General features: G+C 64.5%; 16 protein-coding genes. 8 read left to right on the top strand and 8 right to left on the bottom strand.

All coding sequences use genetic code 11. From position 1 onward, the window contains the following. Window positions 1-19 precede the first annotated feature (19 nt). Window positions 20-847, bottom strand: coding sequence for an FHA domain-containing protein (locus tag ACIQ7H_RS04895; protein ID WP_395788974.1), 828 nt, complete (start codon window positions 845-847; stop codon window positions 20-22). Between the two features lie 123 nt (window positions 848-970). On the opposite strand from ACIQ7H_RS04895, the gene ACIQ7H_RS04890 reads away from it, so the two are divergent. Beyond that, window positions 971-1,255, top strand: a complete 285-nt coding sequence (locus tag ACIQ7H_RS04890; protein WP_395788972.1) for a polyhydroxyalkanoic acid system family protein — start codon at window positions 971-973, stop codon at window positions 1,253-1,255. 9 nt (window positions 1,256-1,264) lie between these two features. On the opposite strand, the gene ACIQ7H_RS04885 is transcribed toward ACIQ7H_RS04890, so the two are convergent. After that, a complete protein-coding gene (locus ACIQ7H_RS04885) occupies window positions 1,265-1,855 on the bottom strand; it encodes a hypothetical protein (protein WP_395788970.1) in 591 nt (196 codons plus the stop codon). A gap of 243 nt (window positions 1,856-2,098) precedes the next feature. Between ACIQ7H_RS04885 and ACIQ7H_RS04880 the strand changes: the two genes are divergently transcribed. Next, complete coding sequence (locus ACIQ7H_RS04880; protein WP_395788968.1) at window positions 2,099-3,202, top strand: Glu/Leu/Phe/Val dehydrogenase dimerization domain-containing protein; 1,104 nt, start codon at window positions 2,099-2,101, stop codon at window positions 3,200-3,202. A gap of 110 nt (window positions 3,203-3,312) precedes the next feature. Beyond that, window positions 3,313-4,470, top strand: a complete 1,158-nt coding sequence (locus ACIQ7H_RS04875) for an acyl-CoA dehydrogenase family protein (protein WP_395788966.1) — start codon at window positions 3,313-3,315, stop codon at window positions 4,468-4,470. Window positions 4,471-4,579: 109 nt separating this feature from the next. Here the strand turns inward: ACIQ7H_RS04875 and ACIQ7H_RS04870 are convergent, their stop codons facing one another. Together ACIQ7H_RS04870 and ACIQ7H_RS04865 are read right to left on the bottom strand one after the other, a co-directional pair. Next, entirely contained in the window at window positions 4,580-5,227 is a 648-nt protein-coding gene (locus ACIQ7H_RS04870) for an outer membrane lipoprotein carrier protein LolA (protein WP_395788964.1), read from the bottom strand. A gap of 110 nt (window positions 5,228-5,337) precedes the next feature. After that, on the bottom strand, window positions 5,338-7,665 hold the full coding sequence (locus ACIQ7H_RS04865) for a DNA translocase FtsK (protein ID WP_395788963.1): 2,328 nt from the start codon (window positions 7,663-7,665) through the stop codon (window positions 5,338-5,340). 201 nt (window positions 7,666-7,866) lie between these two features. On the opposite strand from ACIQ7H_RS04865, the gene trxB reads away from it, so the two are divergent. The 4 genes from trxB to infA all read left to right on the top strand — a co-directional run bounded on the left by trxB (window position 7,867) and on the right by infA (window position 11,103). Continuing rightward, window positions 7,867-8,835 carry a thioredoxin-disulfide reductase gene (gene trxB, locus ACIQ7H_RS04860; protein WP_395788961.1) on the top strand — a complete coding sequence of 323 codons (969 nt, stop codon included), beginning with the start codon at window positions 7,867-7,869 and terminating at the stop codon, window positions 8,833-8,835. 91 nt (window positions 8,836-8,926) lie between these two features. Next, window positions 8,927-10,063 carry a GNAT family N-acetyltransferase gene (locus ACIQ7H_RS04855; RefSeq protein ID WP_395788959.1) on the top strand — a complete coding sequence of 379 codons (1,137 nt, stop codon included), beginning with the start codon at window positions 8,927-8,929 and terminating at the stop codon, window positions 10,061-10,063. Further along, a complete protein-coding gene (gene aat, locus ACIQ7H_RS04850; protein WP_395788957.1) occupies window positions 10,060-10,797 on the top strand; it encodes a leucyl/phenylalanyl-tRNA--protein transferase in 738 nt (245 codons plus the stop codon). The genes ACIQ7H_RS04855 and aat overlap by 4 nt, the downstream gene beginning before the upstream one ends. Window positions 10,798-10,884: 87 nt before the next feature. Then, complete coding sequence (infA, locus tag ACIQ7H_RS04845; RefSeq protein ID WP_091239265.1) at window positions 10,885-11,103, top strand: translation initiation factor IF-1; 219 nt, start codon at window positions 10,885-10,887, stop codon at window positions 11,101-11,103. Between the two features lie 285 nt (window positions 11,104-11,388). Here infA and ACIQ7H_RS04840 read toward each other — a convergent pair whose 3' ends face one another. The 4 genes from ACIQ7H_RS04840 to clpS form a co-directional block, all read right to left on the bottom strand. Continuing rightward, complete coding sequence (locus ACIQ7H_RS04840) at window positions 11,389-13,428, bottom strand: hypothetical protein (RefSeq protein WP_395788954.1); 2,040 nt, start codon at window positions 13,426-13,428, stop codon at window positions 11,389-11,391. 101 nt (window positions 13,429-13,529) lie between these two features. Continuing rightward, entirely contained in the window at window positions 13,530-15,374 is a 1,845-nt protein-coding gene (locus ACIQ7H_RS04835; RefSeq protein WP_395788952.1) for a hypothetical protein, read from the bottom strand. Window positions 15,375-15,485: 111 nt separating this feature from the next. Further along, entirely contained in the window at window positions 15,486-17,759 is a 2,274-nt protein-coding gene (gene clpA / locus ACIQ7H_RS04830; RefSeq protein ID WP_395788950.1) for an ATP-dependent Clp protease ATP-binding subunit ClpA, read from the bottom strand. 79 nt (window positions 17,760-17,838) lie between these two features. Beyond that, the gene (gene clpS, locus ACIQ7H_RS04825; RefSeq protein WP_395788948.1) at window positions 17,839-18,201 is read right to left on the bottom strand and encodes an ATP-dependent Clp protease adapter ClpS; all 363 of its coding nucleotides are present in this window, start codon (window positions 18,199-18,201) and stop codon (window positions 17,839-17,841) included. Window positions 18,202-18,390: 189 nt separating this feature from the next. Between clpS and ACIQ7H_RS04820 the strand changes: the two genes are divergently transcribed. Then, window positions 18,391-18,852, top strand: coding sequence for an NUDIX hydrolase (locus ACIQ7H_RS04820; protein ID WP_395788946.1), 462 nt, complete (start codon window positions 18,391-18,393; stop codon window positions 18,850-18,852). The last annotated feature ends 1 nt before the right edge of the window (window position 18,853 follow it).

Below are 18,853 nucleotides of genomic sequence, written 5' to 3'. Positions count from 1 at the left end.
CAACGCGCGCGAGCTGCGCCTAATGCGGTGCGTACACAAAGAGCACCAGCAGGGCACCGGCAATCGCGGCGGCAGCCAGAATCAGCCAGCCGAAATTGAAACCGCTCTGCACCGCAACCGAGGCCGCTGCCGGCGGGGGCGTGGGCACGTCGGCGTGGCTGACCGCGCGCATCGGCTTGACCGGAGTGTGCGGATCATCGCGGCGCCCAGGGCGCAGCCCGGGCGCCTCGAGTACAAAGCGCGCGGAACCTACGCGCAGTTGATCGCCCGGCATCATGAAGGCGGAACTGAGCGCCTGACCATTGAGTTCGAAGTTCGGCTCCGCCGCGTCGGACTGGATCAGACAACGGTCACCGAGCCAGTGCAGGCGCAGTTGAATCGCTGCCAAGCCTTCCTCGTCGACGCTGATATCCGCGCGCTCGCTGCGGCCGATGCTGATGGTGGGTTCAAAGCGGTAGCTGCGCCCGAAGAACACGCCGGCGACGCCGCGCAGCACTACACGAGGCCCACCATCGCGAGGCTCGAAGGTGCCGCTCTCGCTACCGGCCGCCGGGCCGGCCACGACCGCGCCCTGCAGGCACAGCCGGACCCGATTGAGCATCACCACATCACCCGCCCGCAGAAGAGCCAGTGAGCGCACCGGGCGAGCATTCAGATAGGCCAGTGCACCCGGCGCCAGACGCAGGATGCACACCCGGCGCTCGGGCTGCAGATCGATCCGGGCATGGCTGGGCTTGAGTCCGGCATCACCGAGGCAGACCGTGTCGTCCGCGTCCGAACCGATGCTCAGGCTGCCGCGCGTAAGCTCGACACCGGGGTGCTCGCCGTTGGGAAATGTGAAGCGCATGCGGCATGCTAACCCGTCACTCGTCGGCGACCAAGACCATCGATTGAACCCTCCGCGCCCGTAACCTCAGGTTGCTGCGCGGCCGACCTGTACTCATCCCCGCAAACGCCAGAGCCCGCCCCCATGCCGAGTATCGAAATCTGCCGAACGCACACCAAATCCATGAAGGAAGCCAAGCTCGCGATCGACCATGTCGCCGAACGGCTGGCCGAGAAGTTCTCGGTCGAGTGCACTTGGGAAGGCAACACCCTGCACTTTCAGAGGATGGGCGTGAACGGCAACATCGCACTCAGCCGCGGCAAAGTGGATGTGCTGGTGAAACTGGGTTTCCTGCTGTCGGCGCTGCGCAGTCCGATCGAGGCCGAGATCCATCGCTACATTGATCGCGAGCTCGGCCCCGAGGCCTGATCGGACGGGTCAGCGAGGCGCGCGAATGTCGATCTCGGCCTCGAAGTCGTAGACGATCCTCAGGGTGTCCGGGCGGCGCTTGCTGCCGCTTCTGGATGTCAGCAGGCGCGGCAGGCCGCTGGCCTGGCAGACCGCCATCTCGACCTCACTGTCATTCTTCATGCCCATGAACTTGCCGCTTGTGGAGTAGCGATAGCGAGTGGCCAGGCAGCCTTCGACTTCGGCCTCGCCCAGGTGCTCGACATCGGTGAGCGACGCCTTGCCCTGCTCGATCGCATCGGCGGTATAGCCTTCGATGATCTTGGACATGTTCATCGGAAACTGCATCCAGCTGCCGTTGACTTTCATCCAGGTGCCCTGCGGCAGCAGGATCATTTCAGACTCGGGTGAGCGCATGTGGAAACTGCCGGGGAGCTTCACGTCCATCTGCTGGGTGTTCACCCGGCCTCGGGTCTCAGTCTCCATCTGCATCCGATAGCTGCCGTGCGCCAACGCGCGCTCCCAGGCGGCAACCACTTCGTCCTTGGCGTCGGCTGAGGCCGGCGGGGCGACGAAGGAACCAAGCAGCAGTGCGGCGACAGCGATGATCGAACGAGTCATTGGAAAGATCTCCCGGTGGGTTGAGTGCATGCAGGTCAACGGCTGTTGGTCTGTCACACGGTACGCAACAGTACGGAATCGGGCGCCGGATCCGGACATCCTCCCGCCGCGAATCTCGCTGCAGCGCAGGGTGTCGCCCTCGATTTCGCGGGCTAGAATGGGCGGCTTCCCGCGTCAACTGCAGCCTGCAGCGCGCGGGCTGTCCCCGCACACCGGGTGCCCCCGCCCCTTCCGGAGTCTCCAATGCTGTTTGAAACCCTTTCCCGCACCGGCCACGAGCAAGTCGTGTTCTGCCACAACGCAGATGCCGGCCTGAAGGCGATCATCGCCATTCACAACACCGTGCTCGGACCCGCCCTGGGCGGCACCCGCATGTGGAACTACGCCAGTGACGAGGAAGCGCTGAATGACGTGCTGCGCCTGTCGCGCGGCATGACCTACAAGGCCGCGGTCTCGGGATTGAACCTCGGTGGCGGCAAGGCCGTGATCTGGGGCGACCCGCACAAGGACAAGTCCGAAGCGCTGTTCCGCGCCTTCGGTCGTTTCGTCAATTCGCTGAACGGTCGCTACATCACCGCCGAAGACGTCGGCATCGATGTCAATGACATGGAATACGTGCTGAAAGAGACCGAGTTCGTCACCGGCGTCCACCAGGTCCACGGCGGCTCCGGCGACCCCTCGCCGTTCACCGCTTTCGGCACGCTGCAGGGCCTGATGGCCGCACTGAACTTCAAGCACGGCCATGAAGAGGTCGAGAAGTTCAGCTACGCCGTGCAGGGCGTGGGCCACGTTGGTATGGAGTTCGTCAAGCTGCTGCGCGAGCGCGGCGCCAAGGTGTTCGTCACCGACATCAACCAGAAAGCCGTGCAGCGCGCGGTCGACGAGTTCGGTTGCGAGGCCGTGGGGCTTGATGAAATCTACGACGTCCCCGCCGACGTGTTCTCGCCCACCGCGCTGGGCGGCACGATCAACGAAAAGACCCTGGATCGGATCAAGGCGCAGATCATCTGCGGCGCCGCCAACAACCAGCTTGCGAACGATGCCATCGGCGATGAACTGCACCGTCGTGGCGTGCTGTATGCGCCGGACTACGCGGTCAATGCCGGTGGCCTGATGAACGTGTCGTTGGAGATCGACGGCTACAACCGCGAGCGCGCCATGCGCATGATGCGTACGATCTATTACAACCTCGGCCGCATTTTCGAGATCAGCGCGCGCGACAACATGCCGACCTACAAGGCTGCCGACCGCATGGCTGAGGAACGCATTCACACCATCGGCAAGGTCAAGCTACCGCACATGGGCAACTCCGCGCCGCGCTTCCTGGGCCGCATGCGCGCGGGCTGAGCGGCTGCTTCATGACGTCGCGAGCATGCGCATTGCTGCATGCTCGCGACCCTGCAAACCCCTTGATCCGGTGCGCTCTGCGCACCGCCCTGCCCTACAGGAACCTGCCCATGCGAGCCTTTGAACTCGGCGAAGACATCGACAGCCTGCGCGACGCGGTGGCCCGTTTCGCCGCCGCCGAGATCGCCCCGCGCGCAGCCGATATCGACAGCGACAACGCCTTCCCGATGGACCTGTGGCAGAAGCTCGGTGAAATGGGCCTGCTCGGCATCACCCTGCCGCCCGAGATGGGCGGTTCCGGCATGGGCTATCTCGCTCACCTGGTGGCGATGGAGGAAATCTCCCGCGCCTCCGGGTCGGTCGGCCTCTCCTACGGCGCACACAGCAATCTGTGCGTGCAGAACCTGTACAACCACGGCACGCCGGAGCAGCGCGAACGCTTCATCCCGAAGCTCTGCAGCGGCGAATTCATCGGTGCACTTGCCATGAGCGAGCCCGGTGCCGGCTCCGACGTGGTCGGCTCGATGGCCTGTCGCGCGGTGCTTCAAGGCGACACCTGGGTCGCCAACGGCAGCAAGATGTGGATCACCAACGGCCCCGATGCCGATGTGCTGATCGTCTACATGCGAACGGCAGACAAGTCGGAAGGCTCGCGCACGATGACCGCCTTCCTGGTCGAGAAGGGCATGCCGGGTTTCTCCACCGCGCAGAAGCTCGACAAGCTCGGCATGCGCGGCAGCAACACCTGCGAGCTGGTGTTCGAGAACTGCGAAATTCCGGCCGCGAACGTTCTCGGCGAGGTCAACCTCGGCGTGCGTGTGCTGATGTCGGGCTTGAACAGCGAGCGTCTGGTGCTGTCCGGCGGCCCGATCGGCCTGATGCAGGCGGCCATGGATATCGTGCTGCCCTATGTGCGCGAGCGCCGCCAGTTCGATTCACCGATTGGCCGCTTCGGCATCATGCAGGCCAAGATCGCTGACATGTATACAGCCGTGCAGTCCTCGCGCGCGTTCGCCTACTCGGTGGCACGCGAGTACGACCGCGGCGTGCGCTCACGCGTGGATGCGGCAAGCTGCCTGCTGCATGCCTCCGAGGCGGCGGTGAAGGTGACACTGGAAGCCATCCAGACGCTGGGCGGCAACGGCTACATCAATGACTACCCTGCCGGCCGCCTGCTGCGCGATGCCAAGCTCTACGAGATCGGCGCTGGAACGAACGAAATCCGCCGGATGCTGATCGGGCGCGAGTTGTTCGAGGGGCGGTTCTGAAGAGCCGGAAATAGGGATTCGGGATTCCGAGCCCGCCTCCTAACTCCGTTGCAAACATGAGGCCCGCATCGCGCGGGCCTCATGTTTTGATCCGTCGCCTTCGCGCACTTCAATCGCCGAGCGGCAGCACTTCAGCTGAAGGCGTGTAGTCGCCCACCACGTCGACGCCGGCAGGAATCTCGAAGCGGAAAGCGCCAGGCTGGAAGTCAGGGTTGCGCTGCCAGTCGCTGAAGCGGATATCGGTGCGCTGGCCGAGCGAATCGGTGAACTGCATGCGCAGCAGCTGATCGCCTGACAGGCCCAGCAGGGCGTTGCGAATCGGCGCCTCCTCCTGCTTGGCCTCCAGCTCAATCCAGTCGAGACCGTCGCGCTGGCCGGCGCCTTTCAGCTTGAACTGACGTTCGCGCTCTTCGGGGTCGACCAATGCCAGCAGCGGGCTTTGCTGTTCTTCGTACACCTGACGCCGCACCGTGACCTGCTCCAGGTCCGGGTCGAAGATGAAAAGGTGTTCGCCGTCAGCCACGATCAGCTGCGGGAAAGGCTCGACATATTCCCAGCGCAGCTGGCGCGGCACCGCCAGCGCGATCGCGCCGCTGGAGGTTTCGCTCAGGCCGCCGTTGGGGTCAAACACCTGCTGGCTGAACTGGCCACGAAGCCCCTTGAGGTCACGCGTGAAATCGTTGAGCAGGTCATCGGCATCCGCCGCGGAGACAGTGAGGCTGGACAGCAGCAGCGTGCAGACGATCAGCAGACGCATGAGGAATTCCGGGTCAGGTAGGGCGCGCCGAGTGTGAGTGCGCCGCGCTTAATCGCGGCCGTCCGTCCTGCTGCCGCGGACAGGACGGAGGCGAACGAATGCACGGGGCGTCAGTCGGCGTTGCGATTGGGCATCAGCACGCTGCGGTCGCCGTTGTGCTCGGGCGAGCTGACGATGCCGGCCGCTTCCATCGCCTCGATCAGGCGCGCGGCGCGGTTGTAGCCGATCTTCAGTCGCCGCTGCACGCCGGAGATCGAAGCGCGGCGGGTTTCGATGACGATCTGCACGGCCTGGTCGTACAGCGCGTCCGCCTCGGGATCATTCGACTTGAAGTCCTCCGGCAAACCGGTGGCGCCGACCACCACGCCGTCCCCCATGGTCTGGACTTCATCGAGCACGCCCTCGAGGTAGTCCGGGCCGCCGCTGATCTTGCGCAGGTGGTCGACCACGCGATGCACTTCCTCATCGCTGACAAAGGCGCCGTGCACGCGATCGGGCATGGCGGTACCGGGCGGCAAGTAGAGCATGTCGCCGTGTCCGAGCAGGGTTTCAGCACCGGACTGATCGAGAATCGTGCGCGAGTCGATCTTGGAGCTGACCTGGAACGCGATGCGCGTCGGGATGTTGGCCTTGATCAAGCCGGTGATCACATCAACCGATGGGCGCTGAGTGGCGAGAATCAGGTGGATGCCGGCGGCACGCGCCTTCTGCGCCAGGCGGGCGATGAGCTCTTCGACCTTCTTGCCGACAATCATCATCATGTCGGCGAACTCGTCGATGATCACGACGATGTAGGGCAAGGTCTCCAGCGCCCGCGGCGCCTCGCCAAGCTCGGGATTCGGCTTGAACAGCGGGTCCATCAGCGGCTGGCCGGCTTCGACCGCGTCGCGCACCTTCTTGTTGAAACCGGCGAGGTTGCGCACGCCGACCGCGGACATCAGCCGATAGCGCCGCTCCATCTCGGCCACGCACCAGCGCAGGCCGTTGGCGGCCTCCTTCATGTCGGTCACCACCGGCGCCAACAGGTGCGGGATGCCTTCGTACACCGAAAGCTCCAGCATCTTCGGGTCGATCATCAGCATCCGCACTTCGTTGGCGGTGGCCTTGTACAGCAGGCTCAACACCATCGCATTCAACGCTACCGACTTGCCGGAGCCGGTGGTGCCGGCGACCAGCAGATGCGGCATGCGACCGAGGTCGACCACGGTCGGCCGGCCACCGATGTCCTTGCCCAGCGCCAGCGCCAAGGGCGAGGCCAGCTTGTCGTACTCGCGCGAACGCAGGATCTCGGACAGGTAGATGATCTCGCGATTGGCATTGGGGATCTCCATGCCGATCACCGACTTGCCCGGAATCACGTCGACCACGCGCACCGACTTCACCGACAGGCCGCGCGCGATGTCCTTGTCCAGGCTCGAAATCTGGCTGCCCTTGATGCCCGGCGCGGGCTCCATTTCGAACCGGGTGATCACCGGGCCGGGATACACGCCGACCACATTGACCTCGATGCGGAAATCCTTGAGCTTGAACTCGATCTGCCGCGACAGTGTCGACAACGCCTCGTCGGAATAGCCCTTCGGCTGCGGCTTGGGGTCGTCAAGCAAGGACAGCGGCGGCAGCACGCCGTTCTCACCGACTGAAACCGTGAACAACGGAATCTGCTGCTCGCGCTGAGCGCGCTCGCTGCGCTCCGGCGCCGGCAGCTGCGGTTCGATCTTCACCGGCTCACGCTTGGCGCGCTTGACCTTGTCCTCGCGACGCACTTCCTCGCGCTCAGCGACTGCGGCACGCGCCACGCGGTACTCACCCGCGGCGGCGACCTGCTTGCGCCCACGCTCGGCGAGCCAGAGCACCGCACTGCCCAGCCGATCCATCAGTGCCAGCCAGGACAGTCCGGTGGCCAAGGTTATCGAGATCAGCAGCAGGGTCAGCAGCAGAAGGCTGGCGCCGAGCAGGCCGATTCCGCGAGTGAGCCAGGTGCTGATCAGACCGCCGAGCACACCGCCCGCGCCCATCGGCAGCTCGCTCGCGAACGCGCCGTAGTTGAGCGCCGCAACCGCAGCGCTGGATACCAGGAACAACACCACACCGATCAGGCGCAGGGCGGGCGTCAGCGGAGTTTCTTCGTCAGCCGCTTTCGAACGCAGGGCGACCACCGCAACCAGCCCCATCAGGATCGGCAGCGCATAGGCGGTCAGGCCAAAGAACGACAGCACCATGTCGGAGAACTTGGCCCCGGCCAGACCGCCGAAGTTACGGATTTCACCGGTCACTTCGCCGATCCGCGACCAGCCCGGGTCCTGCGGGCTCCAGGTCCACAGGCAAGCCAGCAGATACAGGAGCACAGGGGCCAGCGCGAGCACCAGCGCCTCGCGCCACAGGCCGCCGCGGGTTTCGGCAATCACCGGCTTTCGATTCTCGTCTTTAGCACGCGCCACGGGCTCGAAAGTCCTTTATCAACCTACGCTTGAGCGCTGATTCTACACGGGCTTCGTCCGCCGTACGGGATGCTGCGCAAGCATGCGCCGGTCGCCTTTCCCGCGCTCCGCGGCTTGAACGCTCCGAGCCCAGCCCCCATCCTTGCCGACTTGCAAGACGTCCCCTACCAGCCAAAGCCGCCGACGCGGCGGAGATCTCCGATGACCGCACGCACCCTGCCCACCCGCCACTGTGAGCTGCTGATTCTCGGCTCCGGGCCTGCGGGCTACACCGCCGCCGTATACGCGGCGCGCGCCAACCTCAAACCGGTTCTGGTCACGGGGCTGCAGCAGGGCGGCCAATTGATGACCACCACCGAAGTCGACAACTGGCCCGGTGATGCGCATGGTCTGCTCGGCCCCGATCTGATGGCACGTATGCAGGCGCATGCGGAGCGCTTTGAAACCGAGATCGTGTTCGACCACATCAACGTCGCCGACCTCTCCAAGCGCCCCTTCACCCTGACCGGTGACAGCGGCGTCTACACCTGCGATGCGCTGATCATCTCCACCGGCGCCACCGCCAAGTACCTGGGCCTGCCGTCTGAGGACGCCTTCAAGGGACGCGGCGTGTCGGCCTGCGCGACCTGCGATGGCTTCTTCTTCCGCGATCAGGATGTCGCGGTGATCGGCGGCGGCAACACGGCCGTTGAGGAAGCCCTGTACCTGTCGAACATCTGCCGCAAGGTCACGGTGGTGCATCGCCGTGACAAGTTCCGCGCCGAGAAGATCCTGCAGGACAAGCTGTTCGCCAAGGAGAAGGCGGGCAAGGTCGAGATCGTCTGGAACCACGAGGTTGAAGAGTTCCTGGGCGACAACAGCGGCATCACAGGTCTGCGCATCAAAAGCCGCGATACCGGCGTGGCACGCGATCTGGCCCTGACCGGCGTGTTCGTGGCTATCGGTCACGCACCCAACACCCAGCTGTTCGATGGCCAGCTCGACATGAAGAACGGCTACCTGGTGATCAAGAGCGGTATCGAAGGCGGCGCGACGGCGACCTCGGTGCCGGGTGTGTTCGCTGCGGGCGATGTCGCCGATCAGGTCTATCGGCAGGCGATCACGTCCGCCGGCTTCGGCTGCATGGCGGCGCTGGACGCGGAAAAATTTCTCGACGCCGAAGCGCACTGAAGATGCGTGAGCGGCCGCACCTGCGCCCGCTCACTGTCCACTGACGGCCGCTTGGACAGGCTCGTGGCGCGTTTTCCAAGGCATGACCCACATGGCGCTGCAGATCCGCTTCGTCACCGAACTCGCCGCCGTCGACCCCGCGGCCTGGGATGCACTGCGCGGTGAGGATGACCCGTTCACCTCGCATGCCTTCCTGAGCGGTCTGGAGCAGACTGGCTGCCTGGACCCCCGTTACGGATGGACGCCAAACCACCTGCTGATCGAGTCCACGACCGGTGAGCTGGTGGCGGCGGCGCCGGCCTATCTCAAAACCAACTCACACGGCGAGTTCGTGTTCGACCACGCCTGGGCCGACGCCTACCACCGCGCAGGTATGGACTACTTCCCGAAACTGCTGGTGGCGGTGCCCTATTCGCCGGTGAGCGGGCCGCGGCTGCTGGTTGCCGGTCGCAACGAACTTCGCGCGGTCCTGCTGAAGGCGCTGCAGGATTTCTGCCGACGCTACTCGCTGTCGAGCGCGCACATCAACTTCCATCGCGCGGATGAAGTCGCGTCACCGGCTTGGCTGGCGCGCTCCGATCTGCAGTTCCACTGGAACAACGCGGGGCACGCGAGCTTCGATGCCTTCCTTGCCACGCTGCAGGCCAAGAAGCGCAAGAACATCCGTCAGGAGCGCGCACAGGTCGCCGCAGCCGGGGTCTCGCTGCGGATCGTCCACGGCGACGAAGCGAGCCACGCCGAGATCGCCACGGCGCATCAGCTGTACGCGCGTACGTTCGATCAGAAGGGCAACCATCCGGCACTGAATCTGGGCTTCTTCCAGCACTTGGCCACCCGGCTCGGACGCGGTCTGGTGCTGGTCCTGGCCGAGCGCGCGGGTGACGTCATCGCTGCAGCTGTGTGCCTGCGCTCCAGCAACACTCTGTACGGGCGCTACTGGGGATGTTTCGAGGACATTCCCGGCCTGCACTTCGAGTGCTGCTACTACCAGGGCATCGAGTACTGTCTGCGCGAGGGTCTGCAGTGCTTCGAACCGGGCGCACAAGGCGAGCACAAACTGGCGCGCGGCTTTCTGCCAGCCGTCACCCATTCCAGCCATCACCTGCCCCTACCCGCGTTTCACGACGCGGTGGCCGATGCGCTCGTGCGTGAGCGCGAATGGCAGTTGAGATACCGCGCAGAGCTGCTTTCGCACAGCCCATACCGCAACGACGAGGCCGCTGCGTGAGACTGCGCCTGCCCGAACTGGGGGCCTCGGAAGACTCACCGTTCCCGCCTGCAGAGAGCGCGTGGCGTGATCCGAACGGCCTATTGGCCTGGGGCGGCGGGCTCGAACCCGAGCGCCTGCTGCGCGCGTATGCGCAGGGCATCTTTCCATGGTTCTCGCCCGGCGAGCCGCCGCTGTGGTGGTGCCCGGACCCACGCATGGTTATCGCTACCGATGCCCTGCACCTGAGCCGCCGCTTCCGCCGTGAGCTGCGCAAGCAGCGCTGGACAGCGACCGCAGACCGCGACTTCGCCAGCGTGATCGAGCACTGCGCGCGGCTGCCCCGGCGCGGCCAGCGTGGCACCTGGATCGTGCCTGCAATGCGTCGCGCCTATATCGACCTGCATCAACGCGGGCACGCACATTCGATCGAAGCCTGGGAAGACGGTCAGTTGATCGGCGGCCTGTACGGCATCTGCGTGGGTCAAACGTTCTTCGGCGAATCGATGTTCAGCCTGCGCAGTGGTGCCTCGAAGTTTGTCATCGCGTCCCTGTGCCAGCGCCTGCAGGCCTGGGACATGCCGCTGCTGGATGGCCAGGTCGAGTCGGAACATCTCGCCTCGCTGGGTTTCGCGCCGATTCCGCGCCCTCAGTTTCTGTCTGCCCTGCAGTCTCTGACCACCGGCGGCAAGGGCGCCGGCAGTTGGCTTGAACACTTCGGCGAGCTTGCCTGCAGTGCGCTCGGCAGCGACTGAAACTGCCGAGCTTCTCCGCAGCGGGCCTACGTGGCAGAATGCGCCCCTTGTCCGCGGCAGCAGCCGCCCCCCTACCGACGAGTTCGAATGTCCAAAGATGATTCCATCGAGATGGAAGGCACTGTGTTGGAGACACTTCCCAACACTGTTTTCCGCGTGAAGCTTGAGAACGGCCACGTGGTCACCGCCCACATCTCGGGTCGCATGCGCAAGAACTACATCCGCATCCTGACCGGTGACAAGGTGAAGGTCGAAATGACCCCCTACGACCTCACCAAAGGTCGCATCACCTACCGCATGAAGTAACTCCCCCGATCCAGCTCCAGTTGAGGCCGGTTGACATCGGTCAGCTTGCGAAAAGCTTGGCTGCTAACGGTCTGACCGCACTTCATCAGAAATTGAGTGATCTGCTTTCGCGCTCGTGCGTGACAGCCCGGCCTGGTCAAGGTCGGGCTTTTGTCGTCTCGGGGTTTTCGTGATTGAGCATGCGGCGCGCCGAGATCAATCGATCTCCCAACCATGTCGACAACGCCCCGCAGGAGCCCAGCCATCGAGGCCAGACTCCTGCGTTGAGCACAGGGTGTCGCGCCTTTACGGCGTTTCGAACCCGTCCGAGAACACGCTGTCGGGGCTGGTGCTGGTTACACCGGGTACCAGCAGGCCAAGGACGCTAACGGACGCAGGCGAACCCACTTCGGCAACACCCAGCGCACTGCTGCCTGACTGCGGCGCCTCAGTGGTGGTCACCGAGAACCGGAACATCGTGCCCCAGTTCAGCGGGTTGACCGGCGCGGTCGAGGTGCCAGTCGCCGCCCACACAATGCTTGAACCCACGCGAGTGGCGGCCCAGTTGTTGTTGGCATCGCCATCGCCGTCAGCGAACTCGGTGGACACCAGATTCGCCGCAGCCGGGAACGACAACTCAAATCGGTTGAAGCCGTTATTGCGCAACACCCGCAGATTGGGCTCGGCGCCCTCGGTCACAGCACGCGCGAAGTCGAGGTTCATCACAGCATAGTCGTAGCGGTACTGGCCATTGCCGAGGTCGTTCACCCGCAGCGCTACGCGCAGATTTCCCTCGGCTGTCTTGACGTCGACGCTGCGTTCGTTGGGCTGAGCAGTGCCGGGCGCGACCCAGCGACCGAGGGCGGGACCCAGTCGCAGGGGATTCGAGTTGTTGATGGCCCAGGCGCTACCCGTCCAGTTGAAGCTGACCGGGCTCGACTGCATCGTGTTGAGGATGTTGATGTCATCGCGAACGAGGTACCAGGACTCGGCAAAGTACGTCGCGCCGGCGTTGGTCGTGGTATCGATGAACTCTTCGCGCACCGGCAGGCGAAAGGCGAACGTCGCGCAATCGCTACCGGCAACGTTGGAACACGGGGAACCGTTGTCGCGCGCGCCATCACAATTTCTGTCGTGGACCGACCCGCACCGTCCCCAGATCCCGCTTGCAGGGATGATCTCACCGCGCGGACCCAGATCATTGATGTTGTCGTTGTTGCCGGTGCCGTACGTGTCGACACAACCGCGGCCGAGCACGTGGTTGTCGCCGGGGTTGATGTCGCAGGGGCTATTGGTGGTCAGCCAAGCGTGCTTGACGCCTGAACGCCCCACCTGCTCGATCCGCCCGGTGGCGTCCACGCGATACAGATTCCAAATCAAGTAGGGATGCTGATCGTTCGAGTACGGGGCGAAGTTGCCTGTGAACTTGGTGTACCAGGGAACGTCGGCCGCATAGCGCGCGCTACTGGTGCCCAGCGGGTCGCCGGGGACGGTGGCGAGCAGCGGGTTGGCGAGATTGGCCTCATCCAGGTTGCCGGTGCCGCGGTTGTTGCGCAGGGTCGAGCTCGGCGTGAAAACCACCAGGCCGCCATTTTGACCGCCGGGGCCGTCCGCGGCAGCCTGCTTGCGCGTGTACTGCATGGTGAAGCTCTGCATGAACACGTCGGCCTCGTAGACCCCACCGTTCGGGGCGGCGGTGCCGTGCCACTTGCTGCTGCCCTGCGGCGCGGCCACGACGGCGCCTGGCGTTGCGACACGCGAGTACATTTCCAGACCGGCAACCACCCAACCGGCCAGCTGCGCATCACCCAGGCGCGCTGCCAACTGCGGGCTGATCCGAAGATCCATTGCGCGAACGCTGAGCTGGGGAGAATCGCCGCCCTCCAGCTTGTACATCAGCCGATCGATGTAGAACCAGGCCTCGCCGTCCGCGCCGATCAGGTCCAGCCCAAGCGCACTGTCCTTGGCCGGACGCAGCACGAGCTCACGCAGGTCGATAGTGAGCTTGGCGGAATCGAGAACGAAGCCGCCACGCGCCTGCAGCCGTCCGCCAGCGAAGCCTGCGAAATCAAACGAATTCCGTACCCGGATTTCAAGCCCGGCGGCTTCACGCAACGCAACGCGCTCGATATGCGGAGTGTCGCCAACAGCCAATCGCTGGCTAGCGGCGCCCACCTGGAAACCGAGGTCGGACATCAGGTCCCGGTTCCAGTTGAAGCGCAGCTCGCCGCCCCAGACTGTCCATTGCTGGCTTGCCTCTGCCACAGGCTTCACATCTTCCACAGCATGCGCAGCTGGCACGCCCAGCGCGACCACCAAACCCAACACGAACTTCAACTGGCGCATCGCATCCCTCGATTCAAATGGTCTTCAGCCTTTCACAATGTAGCGACTTCGCGGCAGATGACGTGCTCCGCGTCACGTTGAGAGAAACATCTGCGCAGAAGTCAGGGCAGCACGACCTGCGCGCTGTCCACCATCACCGGCGGCGAGCGGCCGTAGCTGGGGTTCGACCACAGCGAATACAGATAGGCACCGCGGCTCTGGGCTTGCGGGCCGACGTCGAACGGTCGCCCCGGGCCATCGGCACACAGAGTGTTCTCTGCCGGGAATCCGCGCTCCACGGCCTGATCTCTCAAGAACTCGATGTACTCCTTGCTGGCGGTCTGATAATGCAGGCGCGACCGAATGGTCAGCGCGCCCTGTGCGCCTGCAATCGGCGCGGTCACGCTGACCACATCGACATTTCGCAGCCGATTCGAGCCCGGCCGCTCGGGCGGGTACACGGCAGCAACCGGCGCAACCTCGATGTCGCCGCCGCCGGTGAAGCCCAGCGGTGGGATGCGATTGTCCTTGGCGACGCAGTTGTTGCGGACGAAATGGAAAACCGCCCTGCCCTGCGCATCGGTGATCTTGCACTGACCCGATTGCGGGTCCCAGATGCCCTGCTTGATCTCGTAGACGCGGGTCTGCGCGTCGCGCTGCAGCTCACCGGTTGCCGGATTCCACGCGCCATTGCTGTATATCACGGCGCCGCCAGCATCGCGCACTTCAAGCTCGATCCACATCCGCCGCCCTTCCGAGTATCCGGTTGGCAGCTTGTGGCCTGAAAGATTGGTGACCTCAACCTCGATGGCCAAGGCCTGACCGTCGCCGCTGCGCGTCGCGCGCGTCACGATGGTTGCGGTGCGCTCGGTCAGCAGCTCGGTCGACCACTGCACCGCCTGATCGAAGGCCTCATCCAGACCCAGACTGGGGAACTCGCCCTTGAGAATCTTCGGAACCCAGGTATTTGCCCCGGAGAAGTTGTGGATCGACAGCTTGCCGTTGCGGTTGGGCCCGAAGAAGCAGCCGAGGAATTGCTCTTGCGGGTCTTCGCTGCGAGCGATCTCCATGTGACAGTCCTGGCAGGTCTGCTGGCGCTTCACGTTCACGCCGGGCTGATTCTGCACCGGCACCGCCTCGAGACCGTCTGCGAACAGGGCCGTGCCGTAGTCGCTCTTCAGCCACTCCGTGTAGGTGCGTTCAATCGGGAACGCGATTCCGGTGTCTATGCCGGCTGGAGAAATCAGGGTGCGCACCGGAACGCCATTGTTGAGAGGCGAGGTGACGTTGTGGCAGCTGCCGCACATCTCGCTGCTTGAAATGTGCTCGGACTTCTTCCACGCGTGCGGTGGCGGGCTGGTGCCGTCGCTGTAGTCGTAGGGGCCGGCGCGGCAGGGGCCACTACCGGTCGCGCAGGCCAGATCGTCGATCCAGATGTCGCCACTCTCAAGAAAGTTCGGCTCGCCTGCGGGGCCCTTGGGCTCGACGCGGTGGCAGAAATGGCAGCCGATGCCTGAGTAGTCATTGCCAAAGCCGGGCGGATCATCGTGATCACCCTGCAGCAGACAGCCGTCCGCGCCGTCGACCCGGCCGCCGCTGGTTGTCTTGCTCACGCGGCCGCCGAACCAGCCTTCCGGAACATGGCAGCGTAGACACCAATCACCGACGCCCGGCACCCCGAGGCTCTCGCCGTCGGCGTTGGCAACGTCGAGCGCGGCCCAGAACACCGGGTCTCGCCCGGCGTTCGCCATCATCGAGCCCTTCCAGCTGGTGGCCGGATAGTGGAACTCGATCGGGCCGCCCGCGTGGCAGCCGGTGCAGTTGCCGGAGTCTTCCAGCGGATGGGTCAACCCCGGCTGCGAGCCGCGGGCGGTCAAATCGGGCGTGCCTGCAAGCAGCACCGAGGAGATCGCAATCAGGCAGGCGCCGACGCACGCGCGCGCATACCGGTGGGTGGATCGAAACAAGTCAGCGATCTCCGGCGAGAGGGCGCTGGGCACTCATTCGTGCCCAGCGCGTCAGTAACCCGACGAGGGTAGTCCCAAGCTACTGCTGCAGCAAGTAGCCTCGGCGGCGACCTACTCGACCACGCTGAGTTCAGTGCTCGGCTCTTCCATGGTGTCCACGGTCAGCCGGCCTTCGCGCACGCCCACGGTTACGCGACCGCCCCCGACCAGTTTGCCAAACAGCAGCTCATCGGCGAGCGGCCGCTTGACCTGCTCCTGGATCACCCGAGCCATCGGCCGCGCGCCCATCTGCGGGTCGAAGCCGTTCTGCGCCAGCCAGCGCCGGGCTTCAGGATCAACACTCAGCACCACGTGCTTGTCCTGCAGCTGGGTTTCGAGCTCGATGATGAACTTGTCGACCACGCGCAGAATGTGTTCGAAATCCAAGCCGCCGAACTGCACGATGGCATCAAGCCGGTTGCGGAACTCGGGCGAGAACGCCTTGCGGATGACCTCCATCGCGTCGGTGGCATGGTTCTGCTCGACGAAGCCGATGCTGCGTCGGGCCGCCTGAGCGGCACCGGCATTGGTGGTCATCACTACGATCACGTTGCGGAAGTTGGCCTCGCGACCGTTGGTATCGGTCAGGGTGCCGCGGTCCATCACCTGCAGCAGGATGTTGAACACATCCGGATGCGCCTTCTCGATTTCGTCCAGCAGCAGCACGCAGTGCGGTGTCTTGACCACTTTCTCGGTCAACAGGCCGCCCTGGTCGAAGCCCACGTAGCCGGGAGGCGCGCCGATCAGACGACTGACCGAGTGCGCTTCCATGTACTCGGACATGTCGAAGCGCACCAGCTCGATACCCAACTGCATCGCGAGCTGACGGGTGACTTCGGTCTTGCCGACACCGGTCGGGCCGGCGAACAGGAAACTGCCGATCGGCTTGTCGGGATTGGCCAAGCCAGAGCGCGCCATTTTGATCGCCGCCGCCAGGGTGTCGATTGCCTCGTCCTGGCCGAACACCACCATCTTCAGATTGCGGTCGAGATTGCGCAGCACATCCCGGTCGGAAGCCGAGACCTGCTTGGCCGGAATGCGCGCCATGCGGGCGATGATGTACTCGATCTCGGCGACGTCGATCACCGCCTTGCGCTGACCTTCAGGCAGCAGGCGCTGACGTGCGCCGGCCTCGTCGATCACGTCGATCGCCTTGTCGGGCAGCAGGCGATCGCCGATATGCTTGACCGAGAGATCCACCGCAGCCTGCAACGCATCGCCGGCGTACTCGACCCGGTGGTGCTCTTCGAACTTGGTCTTCAGGCCATTCAGGATCGCAACGGCATCCGCGACCGACGGCTCGACGATGTCGATCTTCTGGAAGCGCCGAGCCAAGGCGCGGTCCTTCTCGAACACGCCGCGGTATTCCTGGAAGGTGGTCGAGCCGATGCAGCGCAGCTCGCCGGAAGCCAGCACCGGCTTGATCAGGTTGGACGCATCCATCGTGCCACCCGAGGCCGAGCCGGCGCCGATGATGGTGTGGATCTCGTCGATGAACAGAATCGAGCCCGGTTCCTTCTTGAGCTGGGCCAACACCGCCTTCAGGCGCTTTTCGAAATCGCCGCGGTACTTGGTACCTGCGACCAGGGCGCCCAGGTCAAGCGCGTAGATGGTCGCTTCGGCCAGCACCTCGGGCACTTCGCCATCGACGATGCGCTTGGCCAGACCTTCGGCAAGCGCCGTTTTTCCGACGCCGGCTTCACCGACCAGCAAAGGATTGTTTTTCCTTCGACGGCACAGCACCTGGATCGTGCGCTCGATTTCGTCGGCGCGGCCAATCAGCGGATCGATCTTGCCCTGCTTGGCCAGTTCGTTGAGGTTGGCGGCGTACTCGGCGAGCGGATTCGACTTCGGGTCTTCGCCTTCCGGGTCTTTCTGCGCTTCCGGTTCGGAGGGCTTGGGCTGGTCGCTGGACAGCTTCGCGACGCCATGGCTGATGTAGTTCACGACATCCAGCCGGGCGATCTCCTGCTGGCCGAGGAAATACACCGCGTGCGAGTCTTTCTCACCGAAGATCGCCACCAACACATTGGCGCCGGTGACTTCCTTTCGACCCGACGACTGCACGTGGTAGACCGCGCGCTGCAGCACCCGCTGGAAGCCCAGGGTTGGCTGCGTGTCGCGGGTGTCCTCCGATGCCAGAACCGGAACCGTCTCCTGGATGATGTTGCGCAACTCCTGCCCCAGCCGGGTCAGGTCTGCGCCGCAGGCGCGAAGCACGGCCACGGCTGACGGATTCTCCAGCAGCGAAAGCAGCAGGTGCTCCACGGTCATGAATTCATGCCGCGCTTCACGAGCCTGCTTGTAGCACTGGCCGATGCTGAACTCGAGATCTTTGCTGAACATGTCGGGGCTCCTTGCGCCTGACCTTCTACCGCTTGCCGCTGCGCCGCCTGCGCCCCCAATGGGCCCATGCGTCAATTTTTTACGCTTTTTCCATGCTGCACATCAGCGGGTGCTGATGGCTGCGCGAGTATTCGTTGACCTGCTGAACCTTGGTTTCTGCTACTTCACGGGTATACACCCCACACACGCCTTTACCGCGTGTATGGACGTGCAACATCACTTGGGTGGCCCGCTCGGCGTTCATGCCGAAGAACACCTGCAAGACTTCGACCACGAAATCCATCGGGGTGTAGTCGTCGTTCAAGATGACCACCTGATACAGCGGAGGCCGGATCACTTCAGGGCGCGCTTCCTCGATGGCGAGCCCGCGTGAGGGCTCGCTGTCGGGGGCGCCATCGGGATCACCAAGGTGGATGTGCTGAGTATGTGCGGCGTCGATCATGGCGACCTATATGAATGCCCGCGGGCCAGATGCAAGGGCAGGCTCATGAAATCCTGCCCGCCGCACTCTGCCCCGATTGCCGAAAACCGGGGCGGGACCGGGCTGCGCGACGTCAGACGAAGCTGAACGCTGCGCGTGCCACGCGGCCCGCTGCTGTAAAGTTCCGCCTCTTTGCCGGCGGTTCAACCTGTGCCCAAGAGTGACATCCACTTCAATCCGGACATCACGGTAGCCTGCGTCATCGTACGCGAGGGCAGGTTCTTGCTGGTGGAGGAGTCGGTGCGTGAACGTCTGGTGCTTAACCAGCCGGCGGGTCACCTGGAGCCGGAAGAAGGTCTGATCGAAGCCGCCGCCCGCGAGGCACTTGAGGAAACCGGCTGGACGGTGCGACCCACTGCCTTCATCGGCAGCTATCTGTGGCAGGCCGATGGCGGCAAGACCTACATGCGCTTTGCGTTCGCCGCCGAGGCCCTCAGCCACGATCCGGAGCGTACGCTGGACCGCGGCATCGTCCGCTGCGTCTGGTTGAACCCCGACGAGCTGGACGCGGAAGCCGCCCGACTTCGCAGCCCGCTGGTGCGCGCCGCGATCGACGACTATCTGGCTGGGCAGCGCGCGCCGCTGTCGCTGGTCAAGCACGTGCGGGGCTGAT

Origin of the sequence: Aquimonas sp. (assembly GCF_044377145.1) — a bacterium.
Classification (GTDB): domain Bacteria; phylum Pseudomonadota; class Gammaproteobacteria; order Xanthomonadales; family Xanthomonadaceae; genus Aquimonas.
The sequence above is the reverse complement of the archived record's forward strand: the minus strand, read 5'-3'. Positions and strand labels throughout refer to the sequence as shown.

Coding starts and splice junctions, on each gene's coding strand:
- ACIQ7H_RS04875 (WP_395788966.1), top strand. CDS start 3,313: ATGCGAGCCTTTGAACTCGGCGAAGACATCGACAGCCTGCGCGACGCG.
- clpS (WP_395788948.1), bottom strand. CDS start 18,201: ATGATCGACGCCGCACATACTCAGCACATCCACCTTGGTGATCCCGAT.
- ACIQ7H_RS04870 (WP_395788964.1), bottom strand. CDS start 5,227: ATGCGTCTGCTGATCGTCTGCACGCTGCTGCTGTCCAGCCTCACTGTC.
- trxB (WP_395788961.1), top strand. CDS start 7,867: ATGACCGCACGCACCCTGCCCACCCGCCACTGTGAGCTGCTGATTCTC.
- ACIQ7H_RS04890 (WP_395788972.1), top strand. CDS start 971: ATGCCGAGTATCGAAATCTGCCGAACGCACACCAAATCCATGAAGGAA.
- ACIQ7H_RS04885 (WP_395788970.1), bottom strand. CDS start 1,855: ATGACTCGTTCGATCATCGCTGTCGCCGCACTGCTGCTTGGTTCCTTC.
- ACIQ7H_RS04895 (WP_395788974.1), bottom strand. CDS start 847: ATGCGCTTCACATTTCCCAACGGCGAGCACCCCGGTGTCGAGCTTACG.
- infA (WP_091239265.1), top strand. CDS start 10,885: ATGTCCAAAGATGATTCCATCGAGATGGAAGGCACTGTGTTGGAGACA.
- ACIQ7H_RS04880 (WP_395788968.1), top strand. CDS start 2,099: ATGCTGTTTGAAACCCTTTCCCGCACCGGCCACGAGCAAGTCGTGTTC.
- ACIQ7H_RS04855 (WP_395788959.1), top strand. CDS start 8,927: ATGGCGCTGCAGATCCGCTTCGTCACCGAACTCGCCGCCGTCGACCCC.
- clpA (WP_395788950.1), bottom strand. CDS start 17,759: ATGTTCAGCAAAGATCTCGAGTTCAGCATCGGCCAGTGCTACAAGCAG.
- ACIQ7H_RS04840 (WP_395788954.1), bottom strand. CDS start 13,428: ATGCGCCAGTTGAAGTTCGTGTTGGGTTTGGTGGTCGCGCTGGGCGTG.